The organism is Pseudomonas sp. NPDC089534 (assembly GCF_044749305.1).
Taxonomy (GTDB): Bacteria; Pseudomonadota; Gammaproteobacteria; order Pseudomonadales; family Pseudomonadaceae; genus Aquipseudomonas; species Aquipseudomonas ekonensis.
Window position 1 is genome coordinate 1 of sequence record NZ_JBIVHR010000099.1, and the last position, 15,079, is coordinate 15,079.

The window sequence follows — 15,079 nt, forward strand, 5'->3', positions numbered from 1 at the left end:
CACAGTGTCTGGGTTCAACCCTGTATCTGTGAACGACCCGGAACCTGTGGGAGCTGGCTTGCCAGCGATAGGGCCGGCACTGTTGGCATCTCCAGTACCTGCCCCACCGCCAACAGGCTGCCCCCCGCAGGTTCGCAGGCGTCAGGCGCTCAGGCGGGCGGTGACTTCGTTCAGTTGCCCCGACAGCCCGTGCAGGTTCTGGCTGGCGCTTTCGGTGCGCTGGACGTTGTCGAGGTTGGTGCTGGCGATCGAGGTGATTTCGGTCAGGTTGCGCGAGATGTCCTCGGCCACCGACGTCTGTTCCTCGGCCGCCGTGGCGATCTGGCGGTTCATGTCGCGGATCGCTTCCACCGCGTGGGTGATGCGCTCGAGCATGGCGCCGGCCTGGGTCACCTGCTCGACGCTTTCGTCGCTGCGGGTCTGGCCGCTGTCGATGGCGTGGGCGGCGTCCACTGCGCCCGTCTGCACGCTGTGGATGATCTGGTTGATCTCGATGATCGACTCCGCCGTGCGCTGCGCCAGGTTGCGCACTTCGTCGGCCACCACCGCGAAACCGCGTCCGGCCTCGCCGGCCCGGGCCGCTTCGATGGCGGCGTTGAGCGCCAGCAGGTTGGTCTGCTCGGCGATGCCGCGGATCACTTCCAGCACCTTGCCGATGCGGCCGCTGTCGGCCTCCAGGCGACGGATCACCGTGGCGGTGTTGGCGATTTCGCCGCGCATCTGGGTGATGGCGTGAATGGTGTTCTGCATGACCTTCTCGCCCTGCTGGGCGGACTGGTCGGCATCGTCGGCGGCCCGCGCCGCGTCCGCCGCGTGACGGGCGACTTCCTGGGCGGTGGCGGACATTTCGTTCATCGCCGTGGCCACCTGATCGGTGCGGCTGAACTGCTCGTTGGTGCCGCCGGCCATCAGGGTGGCGATGGCGTTCAGCTCGCCGCTGGCGCTGTCCAGATCCTTGGCGCTGCGCTGCAGGTGGCTGAAGGTTTCGGCGAGGAAATCGCGCAGGGTGTTGGCCGCCGCGGCCAGGTTGCCCAGCTCGTCCTGACGGTTGCTGGCCACGCGCTCGGCGAACTTGCCCTGGCTCAACAGGCTGACGTAACCGATCAGTTTGCGGATCGGCTCGACCAGGTTGCGGTTGACCAGCCACAGGCTCAGCAGACCGATCAGCAGGCCGGAGGCGAGCATCACCAACAGGCCCAGCCACACGGTGCGGTCGGCGCTGGCGCTGATCAGCGCCGATTGCTCGGTGCCTTGCTTGCGCAGTTCGACCACCAGCTCGCTCATCTGATCGCTGGCGGCGCGGTCCACGCCCTTGACGGCGGCGTCGCCGGCCGCAGGATCGGCCCCGGCGGCCACGTAGGCGTCGCGGCCCTTCTGGTAGGCGGCGCCCAGCAGACGGTGCTCTTCGCGCAGGCGCTCGATGCGGCTCTTGAGCGAAGGCTCGATGCCTTGCTGGCTGGCCAGTTCACCCAATATGCGCTGCACATCGCGCTGACGCTCCTCGAACTGGCCCCAGTACTTGGCCAGGTCCGCCGGCTGCTTGCCGCGCAGCAAGACGTTCTTCCACTCCTGCACCTGCACCTTGAACTGCAGGTTGGCTTCGTCGATCAATTGCGAGGTGTGCAAGGGGCCGGCGATCAGCTGGCTGTAGCTCTGCACGCCGTTGGACAGGAAATGGAAGCAGGACAGCGCGATCAACAGCATCGCAAGCAAGCTGCCGCTCAGCAGGGCGAGAATTTGCGCTCTCAGGGATTTTTGCAGCATCGCAAGGTACTCATGACAGGGATGAGGCACGCCCGGTAAGACGTGAATGGTGCCGGACATCCGTGTCGGCGGGCCTTGGCTCTTGGCCGAAGGCGCGCAACCTAACCTATGCGTGATCGGCGCACCAGCGGGCTTCTTGAGAAATATCCGACCGCCGGTAAGCCATTGAAACGATGTCACTTTGCCGTCACCTAACCGTCACAAAGCCTCGCCATGATGGGGCACACGTGAGCCTGTCTCTCCCGCGACAGACGCCCTCCCCTGCGAGTCTCCATGAACCACAGCCTCGACCTCGGTCATCGCGACCCCGACCTGTTCGGTTTGCTCTACGGTTTTCGCTTCCGCCCCGGCGAACGCGGCCGCGAAGTCGATTCGGCCACCGCCCTGCGCTGCCTGCAGAACGACAGCGAAGGCGACGAATTCCTCTGGCTGCACCTGAACCTGGCCCACGCCGCGTGCGAGCGCTGGATGAAAAGCCACCTGCAATTGCCCGAGGAATTTTTCGAGGCGCTGCACGAAGGCTCGCGCTCGACCCGCATCGAACATGTCGACTCGGCCCTGTTGGCGGTGGTCAACGACGTGGTGTTCAACCTCAGCAGCATGGTGTCGTCGGACGTCTCGACCCTGTGGGTCTGCGTGCGCGGCAAGCTGATCGTCAGCGCGCGCCTGCAACCGCTGCATTCGGTGGACAAGCTGCGCTCCTCGGTGAAGGCCGGCGAATGCTTCCGCTCGCCGCTGGAGCTGCTGGTGCACCTGCTGCGCGACCAGGGCGAAGTGCTGACCCAGATCGTGCGCAAGACCAGCCTGAGCGTCGATCAGGTCGAGGACGAGCTGCTGTCCTCGCGCCTGTCGACCAACCGCGCCGAGCTTGGCGCCAACCGCCGGGTGCTGGTGCGCCTGCAACGGCTGCTGGCGCTGGAGCCGGGCTCGCTGCTGCGCCTGCTCAACCGCCCGCCGGCGTGGCTGCAGAAGGAAGACGTGAAGGAACTGCGCAAATCGACCGAAGAGTTCGCCCTGATCATCAACGACCTCACGGCCCTGGGCGAGCGGATCAAACTGTTGCAGGAAGAGATCGCCGCCAACGTCAACGAGCAGAGCAACCGCACGCTGTTCACCCTGACCGTGGTCACGGTGCTGGCGCTGCCGATCAACATCATCGCCGGTTTCTTCGGCATGAACGTCGGCGGCGTGCCGCTGGCGCAGGACCCGGAGGGGTTCTGGATCCTGGTGGCGCTGGTGGCGACGTTCACGGTGATTGCCGGGCGCTGGGCGTTTCGCAAACGGCGCGATTACTGAGTCGCCGCCATCGCCAGCAGGCTGGCTCCCACAATGGATTGGAGTGGCCGCTGATCCAGAGTACATCCGCAGTACCTGTGGGAGCTGGTGTCCGCAGAACCCCGGTACACCACAAAACCCTGTGGGAGCCAGCCTGCTGGCGATGGCGTCAGTCCGTCCGGTTCCGGACCAACGGCGCAGCCAATCCACCAAACACTGATCTGCCGCAGTCTCTCTGTAATATTCAGCAACGATCATGGGCGACACTCCTTCCCCCGCTCAGGATTGCCCTCCCATGGCGACGCCCTCCCTGACCGCCGGCCAACCCTCCGTTTCCAGCGGCAGGCCGGCACTCGACAAGAAAACCGGCCCCTTCACCTACGTGGTGTTTTTCGCGGTGCTGGCCCTCGGGCTGCTGTTCACCGCCTACAGCCTGATGCACGACATGCACGAGCTGGGCACGGTGGTCACCACCTGGACACCGTTCCTGCTGCTGGGCGTGGCGCTGCTGATCGCGCTGGGCTTCGAGTTCGTCAACGGCTTCCACGACACAGCCAACGCGGTGGCCACGGTGATCTACACCCACTCGCTGCCGCCGCACTTCGCGGTGGTGTGGTCCGGCTTCTTCAACTTCCTCGGGGTGCTGCTGTCCAGCGGCGCGGTGGCGTTCGGCATCATCGCCCTGCTGCCGGTGGAACTGATCCTGCAGGTCGGCTCCTCCGCCGGCTTCGCGATGATCTTCGCCCTGCTGATCGCCGCGATCCTGTGGAACCTCGGCACCTGGTGGCTGGGGCTGCCGGCCTCGTCGTCGCACACCCTGATCGGATCGATCATCGGCGTCGGCGTGGCCAACGCCCTGATGCACGGGCGCGACGGCACCAGCGGTGTGGACTGGGCCCAGGCGACCAAGGTCGGCTACGCCCTGCTGCTGTCGCCGCTGGTGGGGTTCGGCTGCGCGGCGCTGTTGCTGCTGGCCCTGCGCGCGTTCGTCAAGAACCGTTCGCTGTACAAGGCGCCGGAGGGCGACACCCCGCCGCCGTGGTGGATCCGCGGCCTGCTGATCCTGACCTGCACCGGCGTGTCGTTCGCCCACGGCTCCAACGACGGCCAGAAAGGCATGGGCCTGATCATGCTGATCCTGGTCGGCACCCTGCCGATGGCCTACGCGCTGAACCGCACCATGCCCGCCGACCAGACCCTGCAGTTCGCGGCGGTGGCCGAGGTCACCCAACAGGCGCTGGTCAAGAGCGCGCCGCTGCCGGCCCCGTCCGACCCGCGCCCGGTGCTGTCGGACTACGTGCGCAGCAAGGAAGCGACGCCTCAGCTGATCCCCGCCCTCGCCGCGCTGACCGGGCACATCGGTGAGGAAGTGAAAGGTTACGGTTCCCTGTCCAAGGTGCCCGCCGAGGCCATGGGCAACGTGCGCAACGACATGTACCTGGCCAGCGAAACCATCCGCCTGATGGACAAGAACAAGGTCGGCGGCTTCGACGCCGACACCGCCGGCAAGCTGCAACTGTTCAAGCAGCAGATCGACAACGCCACCCGCTTCATTCCGCTGTGGGTGAAGATCGCCGTGGCCATCGCCCTGGGCCTGGGCACCATGGTCGGCTGGAAGCGCATCGTGGTGACGGTCGGCGAGAAGATCGGCAAGACCCACCTGACCTACGCCCAGGGCGCGTCGGCCGAATCCGTGGCGATGCTGACCATCGGCGCCGCCGACATGTTCGGCCTGCCGGTGTCGACCACCCACGTGCTGTCCTCGGGCGTGGCCGGCACCATGGTCGCCAACGGCGGCGGCCTGCAGATGAAGACCATCCGCAACCTGCTGATGGCCTGGGTGCTGACGCTGCCGGCGGCGATCGTGCTGTCGGGGAGCCTGTACTGGCTGTTCACCCTGATTTTCTGAACCGCCCGCCACAGCGGAAAATCCCGGCCCGCTTCAGGGCCGGGACTCTTTCGCGCATGCCCGCCGGACGCCCGGCCGTCCGATAACCCTGCCATCGAGCACCGACCGCTCAGATTGCGCTTCAGTTTGCCGGCATGATGCCGACTCATAAGTCACTCGATGCATTCAGGGAAAAGAACCGTGAACCTGTATATCAATCAGCTGCAGCAAAAGGCTGACTTCAAAGAAGCCATCTACGCCGGCGACATCTTCCTGAACACCCAACTGCGCGCCGCCCGCCAGCTGTGCGAGTTCGCCCAGGAAAGCATCACCGCCGCGTTCGACGGCGAAACCCGCCACCAGGCGCTGCACACGCTGATGCCGGTGGAAGAGTTCGTGGTGCTGGTGACCCGCCTCAAGGGCCAGTTCACCAACAGCCTGCGCGCCAAGGAACTGATCCTGAGCTTCATCGACGAGATCGGTGTCGACCCGCGCGAATACATCTTCGACGTGCCGCGCATCCGCGTGGTGCCGAACTACGATTACCTGCACGCCGGCGTCAGCTACGCCTACAAGCCGCACCGCGACACCTGGTACGGCAGCGTCGATTGCCAGATCAATACCTGGATGCCGGTGCACACCATTTCCCCGGACCAGACCATGATGATCAACACCGGCTACTTCGATGTGCCGGTGAAGAACTCGTCCGCCCAGTGGAGCCTCAACGACTGGATCAACAACCAGCGCCACAAGGCCAAGGACAACCTCAAGGAAGAAGTCCGCGTGCACCCGGTGCCGCTGGAAGAGATCGACACCGCGGCCGAACTGCGCGTGGCCGGCAACACCGGCGACATGCTGATCTTCTCCGGCTCGCACCTGCACGGCACGGTCGCCAACCACACGCAGCACACCCGTTTCAGCGTCGACTTCCGTCTGATGCACCTCGATGACCTCAAGCACAACCGCGGCGCGATCAACGTCGACAGCGCGTGCCCGGACGTCGGCGCCGGCTTCAAAGACTACTTCCACGCCCACGACTTCTCGAATTTCCAAGGAATCCAGCAATGACCAAGCGTCGCATCACGCCTGCCGAAGCCCAATACAACGAAACCCGCGCCGGCGTCCTCAAGCGCGTGGACGCCGAATACGTGGCCGACGCCCCGTTCGTGTTCGCCAACCGCATCGGCGTCACCGCCGCGCTGTCGCGCATGGAACTGTTCAAGAAAGTCGCCGAGATCCCGGGCGCGATCATCGAGTGCGGCGTGTACAAGGGCAACTCGCTGATGCTCTACATGCACCTGTCGATGATCCTGGAGCCGTACGCGATCAACCGTTCGATCGTCGGCTTCGACACCTTCGAAGGCTTCCAGAGCATCAGCAAGACCGACGATCCGGCCGACGTCAACGAAACCATGTTCTCCGACACCGACCAGTCGCTGATCCAGGACATGATCGACGCCAACGACCTGCTGCGCCCGGTCAACCGCATCCCGCGCTGCGAACTGGTCAAGGGCGACATCGTCAAGACCGTGCCGGAGTGGGTCAAGACCCGTCCTGACCTGGTCGTGGCCATGCTGATCCTGGACACCGACCTGTACGAGTCGACCAAGGTCGCGCTGGAGACCTTCCTGCCGTACATGCCAAAAGGCGCCATCGTGGTGCTGGACGAAGTGGCCTACCGCAACTTCCCGGGCGAAACCAAGGCCCTGCGCGAAGTGCTGGACCTGAACAAGATCGAACTCAAGCGCCTGCCGTTCGATTCGTGCGTGGGTTACTTCCACGTTTGATCGCGTAGCGGGGGCAGTTGCCTTGCGCTGCCCTCACTGACGTATCGCCAGCAGGCTGGCTCCCACAGGGGATCCGGGTGAACGCAACCTTTGTGTTCACCGCAGAACCGTGTGGGAGCCAGCCTGCTGGCGATGGCGCCGGGCCGGCCACCGCCGTTCCCTTCAGCCCTCGCAGGCACCGCGCAGCACCAGCCGCTCGCGCACCACGTCATACGCCCAGTGGTAGACATAGGTGTAGGGCAGGAAGAACAGCAGCACGCCGATGTCGAGCAGGAACGCCTGCCACAGGCTCACCGACAGCCACCAGGCGATCAGCGGCACGCCCATCACCACCAGTCCCCCTTCGAACAGCAGCGCATGCACCACCCGCACCCAGGCGTTGTGGCGGATGCCCAAGCGCTTGAGCACGCGGTCGAACGCGCCGTTGAACACCACGTTCCACACCAGCGCCAGCACGGCGACGACCACGGTGACCACGCCCATGTCGAGCAGCGGCTTGCCCATGATCCAGGCCAGCAGCGGCGTGCAGATAAGAATCGCCAGCACCTCGAAGCCGATGGCCTGGCAAATGCGTTCAGTGATGGATTTACGGGCAGTCATGGCCTGACTCCTTGAGTGATGATGGTTGCCATCATCCAACACCGCATCGATACTTCATAATCAATAACCATCGACCAAGGCGATAGTTCATGGCCTCTCAAGAAGTGCTGCAGGCGTTTGTCCAGGCGGCGACCCAAGGCTCGTTTTCGGCGGCGGCGCGCAAGCTGGGGCGCAGCCAGTCGACCATCAGCGCCGCAGTGGCGAGCCTTGAGATCGACCTGGACCTGGTCCTGTTCGACCGCAGCAGCCGCAAGCCGACCCTGACCCCGGCCGGCCACGTGATGCTGCAACGGGCCGAGGCGATCCTGGCGGCCGGCAGCCGCCTGGAAATGACCGCGCGGCAACTGGCCCAAGGGGTCGAGCCGAAGCTGACGGTGGCGATTTCCGATACCTATCAGTCCGACCGCTTCGAAGCGTCGCTCAGCGCCTTCGAACAGCGTTACCCGGACCTGGAGCTCGAATGCCTGATCGCCGAATGCGACGACCTGATTGCCCTGGTGCAACGGGGACGGGCCCATCTGGCCTTCGTCGAGATGCGTGACCGTTACCCGCCGGACCTGGAATCCGCCACGGTCGATGAACGCACCGAAATCGCGCTGTTCGTTGGGCGCGGACACCCGCTGGCGGCGCTGGAATCGATTGATCCGCAAATGCTGGAGCAGCACCGCGAACTGCGCCTGGCGACCATCGTCAATCCCTATGGCTCCCGCGCCAAGGGCCGCGTCTGGTCGGCGCCCAGCTACCTGATGCTGCTGGAGATGGCCCAGCGCGGGTTCGGCTGGGCGCCGCTGCCGCGCTGGCTGGTGGGGCGCTTCGGCAACGGCACCTTGAGCGAGCTGAACGTGCGCGGCTGGCCGAAACCGGTGTTCGTCGATGCGCTGTGGTCGCGGCAGTTTCCGCCGGGGCCGGCGGGAAGCCGGTTGCTGAGCCAGATGCTGGAATAGCGGCGCGGCCCATCGCGAACAAGCTCGCGCCTACTGGAGAGCGCTTTCCCTTGTGGGAGCGAGCCTGCTCGCGATGGCTTCCCCGCAGGCCACCGCTCAAGCCGCATCGATCGCCGCAGGGCGGTTCACCTGAAAGAACTCATGCAACCCGCGCATCGCCGGCAGCTCCAGCGCCTGCGCCGCATAGCACAGGCCCACCCGCCGGGTCGGCGCCGGCAGGTTCAACGTCCGCACCACCACCCGCCCGTGCCCGACCGCCAACGACTGCGGCAACATCGCCACACCGACGCCCGCCGCCACCATGTGCAGCGCCTGGCGCAATGAGCCGGCATGCCCGGCCACGGCCTGGGGCGATCGGCCGTACAGGGCCATCAGGCGCTGGTGGGACGGATGCTGCGGGCAGGTGATCCAGTCCTCGATGGGCGCCCAGCCGGCCTCCGCATCGGCCATCGGATGATCGGCCGGCAACGCCATCACATAGGGTTCCTCCCACAACGGCAAGAACAGCTCGTCCTCGCAGCACATCTCCTCCACCGCCAGCCGACCGTCGCCGCAGCAGCCCTCCTCCAGCGTCAGCAGCAGGTGCGGCAGGGCCTGACGGGCCATGCGCACGAAGGCTTCGATGTGGCTGGCGGCGATGTCGCCTTCGACGCCCAGGGTCAGCGGCACACGGTGCCCGCCGCTGCGGAACATCCGGCTCAGGGCTTGGGCCTCGGCCACCATGCGCCGGGCCTGCGGGTACAGAAGGCGCGCCTCGTCGCTGACCTCCACCCCGCGCGGCTGGCGCACGAACAAGGTGGCGCCGAGCTCTTCCTCAAGCTGTTTGACCGTCACCGACAGCGTCGGCTGGCTGATGAACAGGCGTTGCGCCGCTGCGGTGATGCTGCGTTCCTCGAACACGGCGAGAAAGGCTTTGAGATGGCGGATATCCATAGAGCGTTCCGATACCAGACAGAGAAATAAGGCATTTTTCAGCCCGTAACGGGCTAAATATACTTCGTCGCACATCCGGCCATTTGTTTTTTTAATCTCAGGAGTGCAACCATGAGCAAGCCATTGATCATCGTCACCGGAGCCAGTTCCGGCATCGGCGAAGCCACCGCCCGCCGCTTGAGCGCCGCCGGCCACCCGCTGCTGTTGCTGGCCCGGCGCATCGAACGCCTGGAGGCTTTGGCGCTGCCGAACACCCTCAGCCGCCGGGTCGACATCACCGACCGCACTGCGCTGCTGGCCGCCGTCGCCGAAGCCGAAACGCAGTTCGGCCCGGCCGACGCACTGATCAACAACGCCGGGGTGATGCTGCTGGGCGAGATCAGCCAGCAGGATCCGGCCCAGTGGGATCGCATGCTTGATGTGAACGTGAAGGGGCTGCTCAACGGCATCCACGCCGTAGTGGCCGGCATGATCAGACGCAAGCGCGGCACGATCATCAACGTCAGTTCCGTGGCCGGGCGCAAGACGTTCCCCAACCATGTGGCGTATGTCGGCACCAAGTTCGCCGTGCACGGGCTGTCGGAAAACCTGCGCGAGGAACTGGCGCCGCACAACGTGCGCGTCACCACCATTGCGCCGGGCGCGGTGGAGACCGAACTGCTGAGCCACACCACGGACGAAGCGATCAAGACCGGCTACCAGGCCTGGAAACAGGAAATGGGCGGCACCGTGCTCAGCGCCGAGGACGTGGCCACCGCGATCGCCTATGCCTATGAGCAGCCGCAGGGCGTGTGCATCCGCGAGATCGTCATGGCGGCGACCCGGCAGCAGGCCTGATGCATCGCTGCCGGCCTTGAGGGCCCCATCGCCAACAGGCTGGCTCCCACAGGGGATAGCGGGTGTGCGCAGGATCTGCGACCACCTTAAAAACCTGTGGGAGCTGGCTTGCCAGCGATGGGGCCGGCACTGGCACCCACAACGGCGATGCGCACCGCAACACCTTGTGGGAGCCAGCCTGCTGGCGATGAGGCCGGCACCGGTACACAAAGCTCAACCCAATTCGCGCAGCCGCCCCTCGATGAACCGTCGCTCCGGCGCCTGCCGGGTCAGCTCCAGTGCCCGCGCATACGCCGTCCGCGCCTCGTCGGTCCGCCCCAGCTGCCGGCAGAACTCCGCCCGCGCCGAATGCGCCAGGTGGTAATCCTGCAGCTCACCGCGCTCCAGGATCCCTTCGATCAGCGTCAGCCCGGCCAGCGCCCCGTCGCGCTTGGCCACCGCCACCGCCCGGTTCAGCTCGATCACCGGCGACGGCGTCGCCCGCAGCAGCACGTCATACAGGCCGACGATCTGCGCCCAGTCGGTCTCGGCCGCCGTCGGCGCCTCGGCATGCACCGCCGCAATCGCCGCTTGCAGGCAATACGGCCCGAACCGCCGGGTGGTCAGCGCCCGCTCGACCAGCGCGCCGCCTTCGGCGATCAGTTGCGCATCCCAACGCGTACGGTCCTGGTTCTCCAGCAAAATCAGCTCACCCTCGGGCGACGTCCGCGCCGCCCGCCGGGATTCGTGCAGCAGCATCAGCGCCAACAGGCCCATGACCTCCGGCTCCGGCAACAGCTCCATCAGCAGCCGGCCGAGGCGTATCGCCTCGCGCGTCAGATCCTCGCGCACGACCTGCGCGCCGTCGGAGGCCGAATAGCCTTCGTTGAACACCAGGTAAATCACCCGCAGCACGCTGTCCAGCCGCTCGGGCAGTTCACTCAGGCTCGGCACCTGATAGGGAATCTTCGCGTCACGGATCTTGGCCTTGGCCCGCACGATGCGCTGGGCGATCGTCGCCGGCGCCGAGAGGAACGCCCGGGCGATTTCCTCGGTGGTGAGGTCGCAGACTTCCCGCAGCGTCAGCGGCACCTGCGCATCCGCCGCCAGGGCCGGGTGGCAACAGGTGAACATCAGCCGCAGGCGGTCGTCTTCCACGTCATCGTCGCTCCACTGGGCCTGTTCCAGCTCCTCCACCTGGGCCAGCAGCCAGGGCCGCGACGCCTTGAACCGCGCGCGGCGGCGCAGCACGTCGATGGCCTTGAAGCGCCCGGTGGACACCAGCCAGGTGCGCGGATTGTCCGGCACGCCGTCGCGCTGCCAGCGCTCGACCGCGACGAAGAACGCCTCGTGCAGGGCCTCTTCGGCGAGGTCGAAATCCCCCAGCAGGCGGATCAGCGTCGCCAGGATCCGCCGCGAGTCTTCGCGGTAGACCTGCTCGACCCGCGCCTTGACCTCTGCGTCCGCCATGCGTCAGACGTTCAGCTGACGGACCGGGCGCACCTCGACGCAACCGACCCGGGCCGCCGGAATGTGCCCGGCGACCTGAATGGCTTCGTTGAGGTCCCGGGCGTCGATCAGGTAGAAGCCGGCCAGTTGCTCCTTGGTTTCGGCGAACGGGCCGTCGGTGACCGACACCTTGCCGTTGCGCATGCGCACCGTGGTGGCGGTCTGCACCGACTCCAGCGCCTCGGCGGCGACCATCCGGCCGCTGCCCTGGATCGACTCGGCATACGCCCAGCATTCGGCGTCTTCGGGGCTGTCGGGCGACGAGTGCAGCAGGCGCTCGTCGCTGTACACCAGGCATAGGTATTTCATCGCTCACTCCTGAACCGGACGGATCAACTATGGCCGCAGATCGGCGCTTTGGCGAACCGCGCGCCGCTTAGGGCTGCACGTCGAACAGGGTCGCGCCGCTCATCGGGTCGAACGGGGCCGACCAGTGCTCGTGGACGATCTTCCAGGCCCCGCCCGTCTGCCGGTAGCACGCGGTGACCCGCATCCAGCAGCTCTGGGTTTCGCCCTTGTCGTTGGTGCCGCCGCAGTTGGCCACCCAATGGGCGAAGGCAATGCTGTCAGCGGTCTCGATGGCGACTTCGTGGAACTCGAAGATGTGCGGGCCGGGGCACATTTCCATGCAGGCGATCCAATGCGCCCGGTAGGCGGCCTTGCCCTTGAATTGCAGGGCCTTGATCGCGTCGAAGGAGACGATGTCGTCGGCGTAGAGGGCCATGACCTTGTCCACGTCCTTGGACATGACGGCCTGGCGGTAGGTGTCGATCAGGGTCTGGATCTGCGCTTGTGCGTTCATGGGTGTGCTCCGTGATGATTGTTGGAAGACACCCTTAGTCGTTCGGCGATCCGCCGGATCGACAGGACTCGAAAATTAAATGTTTCGCGGTCACCCCGCTCGGTAGAATCTGCCGTTCACCTTCGTAGGAAAAAGGAAATTCCCGTGTCAGCCAGACTCGTGCCGTACGACAGCCTGAATGCCGCCCAGCGCCAGCAGGTCGAGACGATCGAAATCCACCCCGGGCAGATCAAGTATTCCGGCGACATCCACACCGCCCTGCAGACCCTGCACACCCATGCAGGCGTGAAGGGCTTTGCCCTGCTGGACGAAGACGTGCCCGTTGCCTTCCTGTTGCTCAAGCGCCCGCCGGCGCTGCCGGACTGGGCCGACGAACACAGCGCCACCCTGCATGCGCTTCAAGTCGACCACCGCGCCCAGGGCCGGGGTTACGGCAAGGCCTGCCTGCAAGCGCTGCCCGAGGCGGCGCGCCAGGCCTGGCCGCAGATCAAGGGCCTGCAACTGGCGGTGGACGCCGACAACGATGCGGCCATCGCGCTGTACGCCCGGCACGGATTCGTCGACAGCGGCCAGGCGATCCTGGGCCGGGTCGGCTACGAACGGCGCATGAGCCTGGTGTTCTGAACCCTCGAGGAACGCACGATGATCGATTCGATTGAAGCCCTGGAGGCCCTCTACGGCCTGCCCCACGAACGGGCGGTGCGCAAGCAGATCGGCTTTCTCAACGAGGACTACCAGGCGATGGTGCGGCTCTCGCCGCTGGTGATCGTCAGTTCCGTCGGCGCCGACGGCCTCGACAGTTCGCCGCGCGGCGACACCGCAGGCTTTGTGCGGATCCTCGACGAACGCACCCTGGCCCTGCCGGACCGGCCGGGCAACAACCGCATCGATACGCTGCGCAACGTGCTGCACGATCCGCGGGTGTCGCTGCTGTTCATCATTCCCGGCATCGGCGAGACGTTGCGGGTCAACGGCACGGCCACCATCAGCGCCGATCCCGAGCTGCTGGCCAGCTTCGCGGTCAACGGCAAACCGGCGCGCACGGTGCTGCTGGTGACGGTGGACGCGGCGTTTTTCCATTGCGCCAAAGCGTTCGTGCGCTCGGATGCGTGGAACCCGGACACCCACCTGCCGCGTTCGGCGCTGCCCAGTGCGGGGGCCTTTCACAAGCGCCTGAACGATGGGCAGTTCGACGCCGAGGCCTATGACCGGGAAGCGCCGGCGCGGGTGCAGAGCTCGCTGTACTGAGCGAGGTCAGGCGGTGTCTTCACTGACGCCATCGCCAGCAGGCTGGCTCCCACATTGGATCGGGGTGACCGCAAACCCTGCCTCCAACCGAGCCCCCTGTGGGAGCCAGCCTGCTGGCGATGGCATCCGCCCAGGCACAACAGGGCCAGGGCAAGACACTGTGGGAGCTCAGAGCGTCAGAACCATCTCATGCCACGCCATCCCGCCATGGTCAGATTCGGACGGTTTGATGTAGGCAAAGCCGAACCCGGCGTACAGCGGGATGTGCCGTTCCTTGCACATCAGATGGATCGTCGCCTTGCCCAGGCCGCGCATGCGCTCGATGAAGGCGGTCATCAGCAGCTTGGCCAGGCCTTGCCCCTGATAGTCCGGGTGCACCACCACCGACATGATCACCACGTTGGGGCCGGCCGGGTCATGGCCGATCAGTTCCTTGAAGGCCTCGTCCGACATCTGCACCTCGAACGCCGCACCGGAATTGACGAACCCGGCCACGACGCCGTTCACCTCGGCGACGATGAAACCGTCCGGCCAGGTGGCGATGCGGGTGGCGATCTTCTCGCGGGTGGCGGCCTCGTCGCCTTCGTAGGCGAGGGTTTCGATGGCGTAGCAGCGATCCAGGTCGGCGGCGGTGACGTGGCGGATGACGGGGTTCATGGCAGCTCGGAATCAGTGACGGCAGGGCCGCCAAGGATAAAGGAATAAGGTGTTCATATCGATCCGCTAGGGCTGCGTAAAGCCTGCGTATAAGCGCTTTTCTTCGGATTCGGGACGGTCTATCTCTGACGCCTGTCTCTGATCACCCGAGGGGGGAACTGTATATGAGCAGCGTGGAAATCGGTTTGTTGATGGTGTTGGGCATCAGCTTCTTCGGCTTCGTCACCCTGGGCATCGACCTGTTGCGCGCGCGACGGATCAAGGGCAAATGAGGCTCGACCGGCAGCGCGAAACGGATTCGCGCTGCCGGTTGCCGATCAGGTTTTCTTTTCGACCGGGACGCAGATTTCCAGCTTGCCGGTCTTGAGCTTCGGATTGAAATCGGCGCTGTAGCGTTCCAGCTCCGGGGCGTTGAGCCCTTTGTACTCGGACGCCGGCAGCCAGGTGTTGTAGATGTAGTCAATGGTCTGCGGCAACAGATCCAGCGAACCCTTGTGTTCGAACACCGCGTACTGGCGCGGAAGGATTTCGATCCACGGATACTTTTCCTGCGGGAAGTCATCCAGCTTGCGGATTTCGACCCCGGCCATGTAATCGAAACCGCCGTTGCCGTCGAAATTGCTGCAAACGCCGTAGGTCACTTCGCCCTTCTGCCCCGGAATGTTTCCGATGTGCGGGATCAGTTTTTCCCATAGCGCGGGGATGTCTTGAACAGTCTCTTTGGTAAAGCGATCGCGAAAGCCTGCAATCAGCAGGAAATGTCCATGTTCGAAGCGAGGCTCAGCCACTTCGACGCGTTTCTGCTCATCCATGACTCGACTCCTTGAACGAAAAAAGTGGGTTCGGCTGGGAGTAT

At 65.3% G+C, this 15,079-nt stretch carries 16 protein-coding genes; 8 read left to right on the plus strand and 8 right to left on the minus strand.

The window, feature by feature from the left end:
• Positions 1-141 precede the first annotated feature (141 nt).
• Positions 142-1,764 carry a methyl-accepting chemotaxis protein gene (locus tag ACIP0B_RS23605; protein WP_400836485.1) on the minus strand — a complete coding sequence of 541 codons (1,623 nt, stop codon included), beginning with the start codon at positions 1,762-1,764 and terminating at the stop codon, positions 142-144.
• 273 nt (positions 1,765-2,037) lie between these two features.
• Between ACIP0B_RS23605 and ACIP0B_RS23610 the strand changes: the two genes are divergently transcribed.
• From ACIP0B_RS23610 to ACIP0B_RS23625, 4 genes are all read left to right on the plus strand, one after another.
• Complete coding sequence (locus tag ACIP0B_RS23610; RefSeq protein WP_400836487.1) at positions 2,038-3,060, plus strand: transporter; 1,023 nt, start codon at positions 2,038-2,040, stop codon at positions 3,058-3,060.
• 274 nt (positions 3,061-3,334) lie between these two features.
• On the plus strand, positions 3,335-4,948 hold the full coding sequence (locus ACIP0B_RS23615) for an inorganic phosphate transporter (RefSeq protein WP_400836489.1): 1,614 nt from the start codon (positions 3,335-3,337) through the stop codon (positions 4,946-4,948).
• 180 nt (positions 4,949-5,128) lie between these two features.
• On the plus strand, positions 5,129-5,995 hold the full coding sequence (locus ACIP0B_RS23620; RefSeq protein WP_400836491.1) for a hypothetical protein: 867 nt from the start codon (positions 5,129-5,131) through the stop codon (positions 5,993-5,995).
• Positions 5,992-6,714 (plus strand): TylF/MycF/NovP-related O-methyltransferase, encoded by a 723-nt coding sequence (locus ACIP0B_RS23625; RefSeq protein WP_065259304.1) that lies wholly within the window; start codon positions 5,992-5,994, stop codon positions 6,712-6,714. The genes ACIP0B_RS23620 and ACIP0B_RS23625 overlap by 4 nt, the downstream gene beginning before the upstream one ends.
• A 162-nt stretch (positions 6,715-6,876) precedes the next feature.
• On the opposite strand, the gene ACIP0B_RS23630 is transcribed toward ACIP0B_RS23625, so the two are convergent.
• Positions 6,877-7,314, minus strand: a complete 438-nt coding sequence (locus tag ACIP0B_RS23630) for a multidrug/biocide efflux PACE transporter (protein ID WP_400836494.1) — start codon at positions 7,312-7,314, stop codon at positions 6,877-6,879.
• Between the two features lie 89 nt (positions 7,315-7,403).
• On the opposite strand from ACIP0B_RS23630, the gene ACIP0B_RS23635 reads away from it, so the two are divergent.
• Positions 7,404-8,258, plus strand: coding sequence for a LysR family transcriptional regulator (locus ACIP0B_RS23635; RefSeq protein WP_400836496.1), 855 nt, complete (start codon positions 7,404-7,406; stop codon positions 8,256-8,258).
• 96 nt (positions 8,259-8,354) lie between these two features.
• On the opposite strand, the gene ACIP0B_RS23640 is transcribed toward ACIP0B_RS23635, so the two are convergent.
• Entirely contained in the window at positions 8,355-9,191 is an 837-nt protein-coding gene (locus tag ACIP0B_RS23640) for a LysR family transcriptional regulator (protein ID WP_400836498.1), read from the minus strand.
• Between the two features lie 111 nt (positions 9,192-9,302).
• Between ACIP0B_RS23640 and ACIP0B_RS23645 the strand changes: the two genes are divergently transcribed.
• Positions 9,303-10,028, plus strand: a complete 726-nt coding sequence (locus tag ACIP0B_RS23645) for an SDR family oxidoreductase (RefSeq protein ID WP_400836500.1) — start codon at positions 9,303-9,305, stop codon at positions 10,026-10,028.
• A 213-nt stretch (positions 10,029-10,241) separates the two neighbouring features.
• Here the strand turns inward: ACIP0B_RS23645 and ACIP0B_RS23650 are convergent, their stop codons facing one another.
• From ACIP0B_RS23650 to ACIP0B_RS23660, 3 genes are all read right to left on the minus strand, one after another.
• On the minus strand, positions 10,242-11,477 hold the full coding sequence (locus ACIP0B_RS23650) for an RNA polymerase sigma factor (RefSeq protein ID WP_400836502.1): 1,236 nt from the start codon (positions 11,475-11,477) through the stop codon (positions 10,242-10,244).
• A gap of 3 nt (positions 11,478-11,480) precedes the next feature.
• Entirely contained in the window at positions 11,481-11,825 is a 345-nt protein-coding gene (locus ACIP0B_RS23655; RefSeq protein WP_085580618.1) for a YciI family protein, read from the minus strand.
• A 67-nt stretch (positions 11,826-11,892) separates the two neighbouring features.
• Entirely contained in the window at positions 11,893-12,318 is a 426-nt protein-coding gene (locus tag ACIP0B_RS23660; protein ID WP_400836504.1) for a YybH family protein, read from the minus strand.
• Between the two features lie 144 nt (positions 12,319-12,462).
• Between ACIP0B_RS23660 and ACIP0B_RS23665 the strand changes: the two genes are divergently transcribed.
• Both ACIP0B_RS23665 and ACIP0B_RS23670 read left to right on the plus strand, forming a co-directional pair.
• Positions 12,463-12,942, plus strand: a complete 480-nt coding sequence (locus ACIP0B_RS23665; RefSeq protein ID WP_400836506.1) for a GNAT family N-acetyltransferase — start codon at positions 12,463-12,465, stop codon at positions 12,940-12,942.
• Between the two features lie 18 nt (positions 12,943-12,960).
• Complete coding sequence (locus ACIP0B_RS23670; RefSeq protein WP_400836508.1) at positions 12,961-13,566, plus strand: pyridoxamine 5'-phosphate oxidase family protein; 606 nt, start codon at positions 12,961-12,963, stop codon at positions 13,564-13,566.
• A gap of 168 nt (positions 13,567-13,734) precedes the next feature.
• On the opposite strand, the gene ACIP0B_RS23675 is transcribed toward ACIP0B_RS23670, so the two are convergent.
• On the minus strand, positions 13,735-14,223 hold the full coding sequence (locus tag ACIP0B_RS23675) for a GNAT family N-acetyltransferase (protein WP_400836510.1): 489 nt from the start codon (positions 14,221-14,223) through the stop codon (positions 13,735-13,737).
• Between the two features lie 317 nt (positions 14,224-14,540).
• Entirely contained in the window at positions 14,541-15,035 is a 495-nt protein-coding gene (locus tag ACIP0B_RS23680) for a GyrI-like domain-containing protein (RefSeq protein WP_085580608.1), read from the minus strand.
• Between the last annotated feature and the right edge of the window lie 44 nt (positions 15,036-15,079).

Coding starts and splice junctions, on each gene's coding strand:
- ACIP0B_RS23645 (WP_400836500.1), top strand. CDS start 9,303: ATGAGCAAGCCATTGATCATCGTCACCGGAGCCAGTTCCGGCATCGGC.
- ACIP0B_RS23630 (WP_400836494.1), bottom strand. CDS start 7,314: ATGACTGCCCGTAAATCCATCACTGAACGCATTTGCCAGGCCATCGGC.
- ACIP0B_RS23670 (WP_400836508.1), top strand. CDS start 12,961: ATGATCGATTCGATTGAAGCCCTGGAGGCCCTCTACGGCCTGCCCCAC.
- ACIP0B_RS23650 (WP_400836502.1), bottom strand. CDS start 11,477: ATGGCGGACGCAGAGGTCAAGGCGCGGGTCGAGCAGGTCTACCGCGAA.
- ACIP0B_RS23615 (WP_400836489.1), top strand. CDS start 3,335: ATGGCGACGCCCTCCCTGACCGCCGGCCAACCCTCCGTTTCCAGCGGC.
- ACIP0B_RS23655 (WP_085580618.1), bottom strand. CDS start 11,825: ATGAAATACCTATGCCTGGTGTACAGCGACGAGCGCCTGCTGCACTCG.
- ACIP0B_RS23605 (WP_400836485.1), bottom strand. CDS start 1,764: ATGCTGCAAAAATCCCTGAGAGCGCAAATTCTCGCCCTGCTGAGCGGC.
- ACIP0B_RS23610 (WP_400836487.1), top strand. CDS start 2,038: ATGAACCACAGCCTCGACCTCGGTCATCGCGACCCCGACCTGTTCGGT.
- ACIP0B_RS23660 (WP_400836504.1), bottom strand. CDS start 12,318: ATGAACGCACAAGCGCAGATCCAGACCCTGATCGACACCTACCGCCAG.
- ACIP0B_RS23635 (WP_400836496.1), top strand. CDS start 7,404: ATGGCCTCTCAAGAAGTGCTGCAGGCGTTTGTCCAGGCGGCGACCCAA.
- ACIP0B_RS23680 (WP_085580608.1), bottom strand. CDS start 15,035: ATGGATGAGCAGAAACGCGTCGAAGTGGCTGAGCCTCGCTTCGAACAT.
- ACIP0B_RS23625 (WP_065259304.1), top strand. CDS start 5,992: ATGACCAAGCGTCGCATCACGCCTGCCGAAGCCCAATACAACGAAACC.
- ACIP0B_RS23675 (WP_400836510.1), bottom strand. CDS start 14,223: ATGAACCCCGTCATCCGCCACGTCACCGCCGCCGACCTGGATCGCTGC.
- ACIP0B_RS23640 (WP_400836498.1), bottom strand. CDS start 9,191: ATGGATATCCGCCATCTCAAAGCCTTTCTCGCCGTGTTCGAGGAACGC.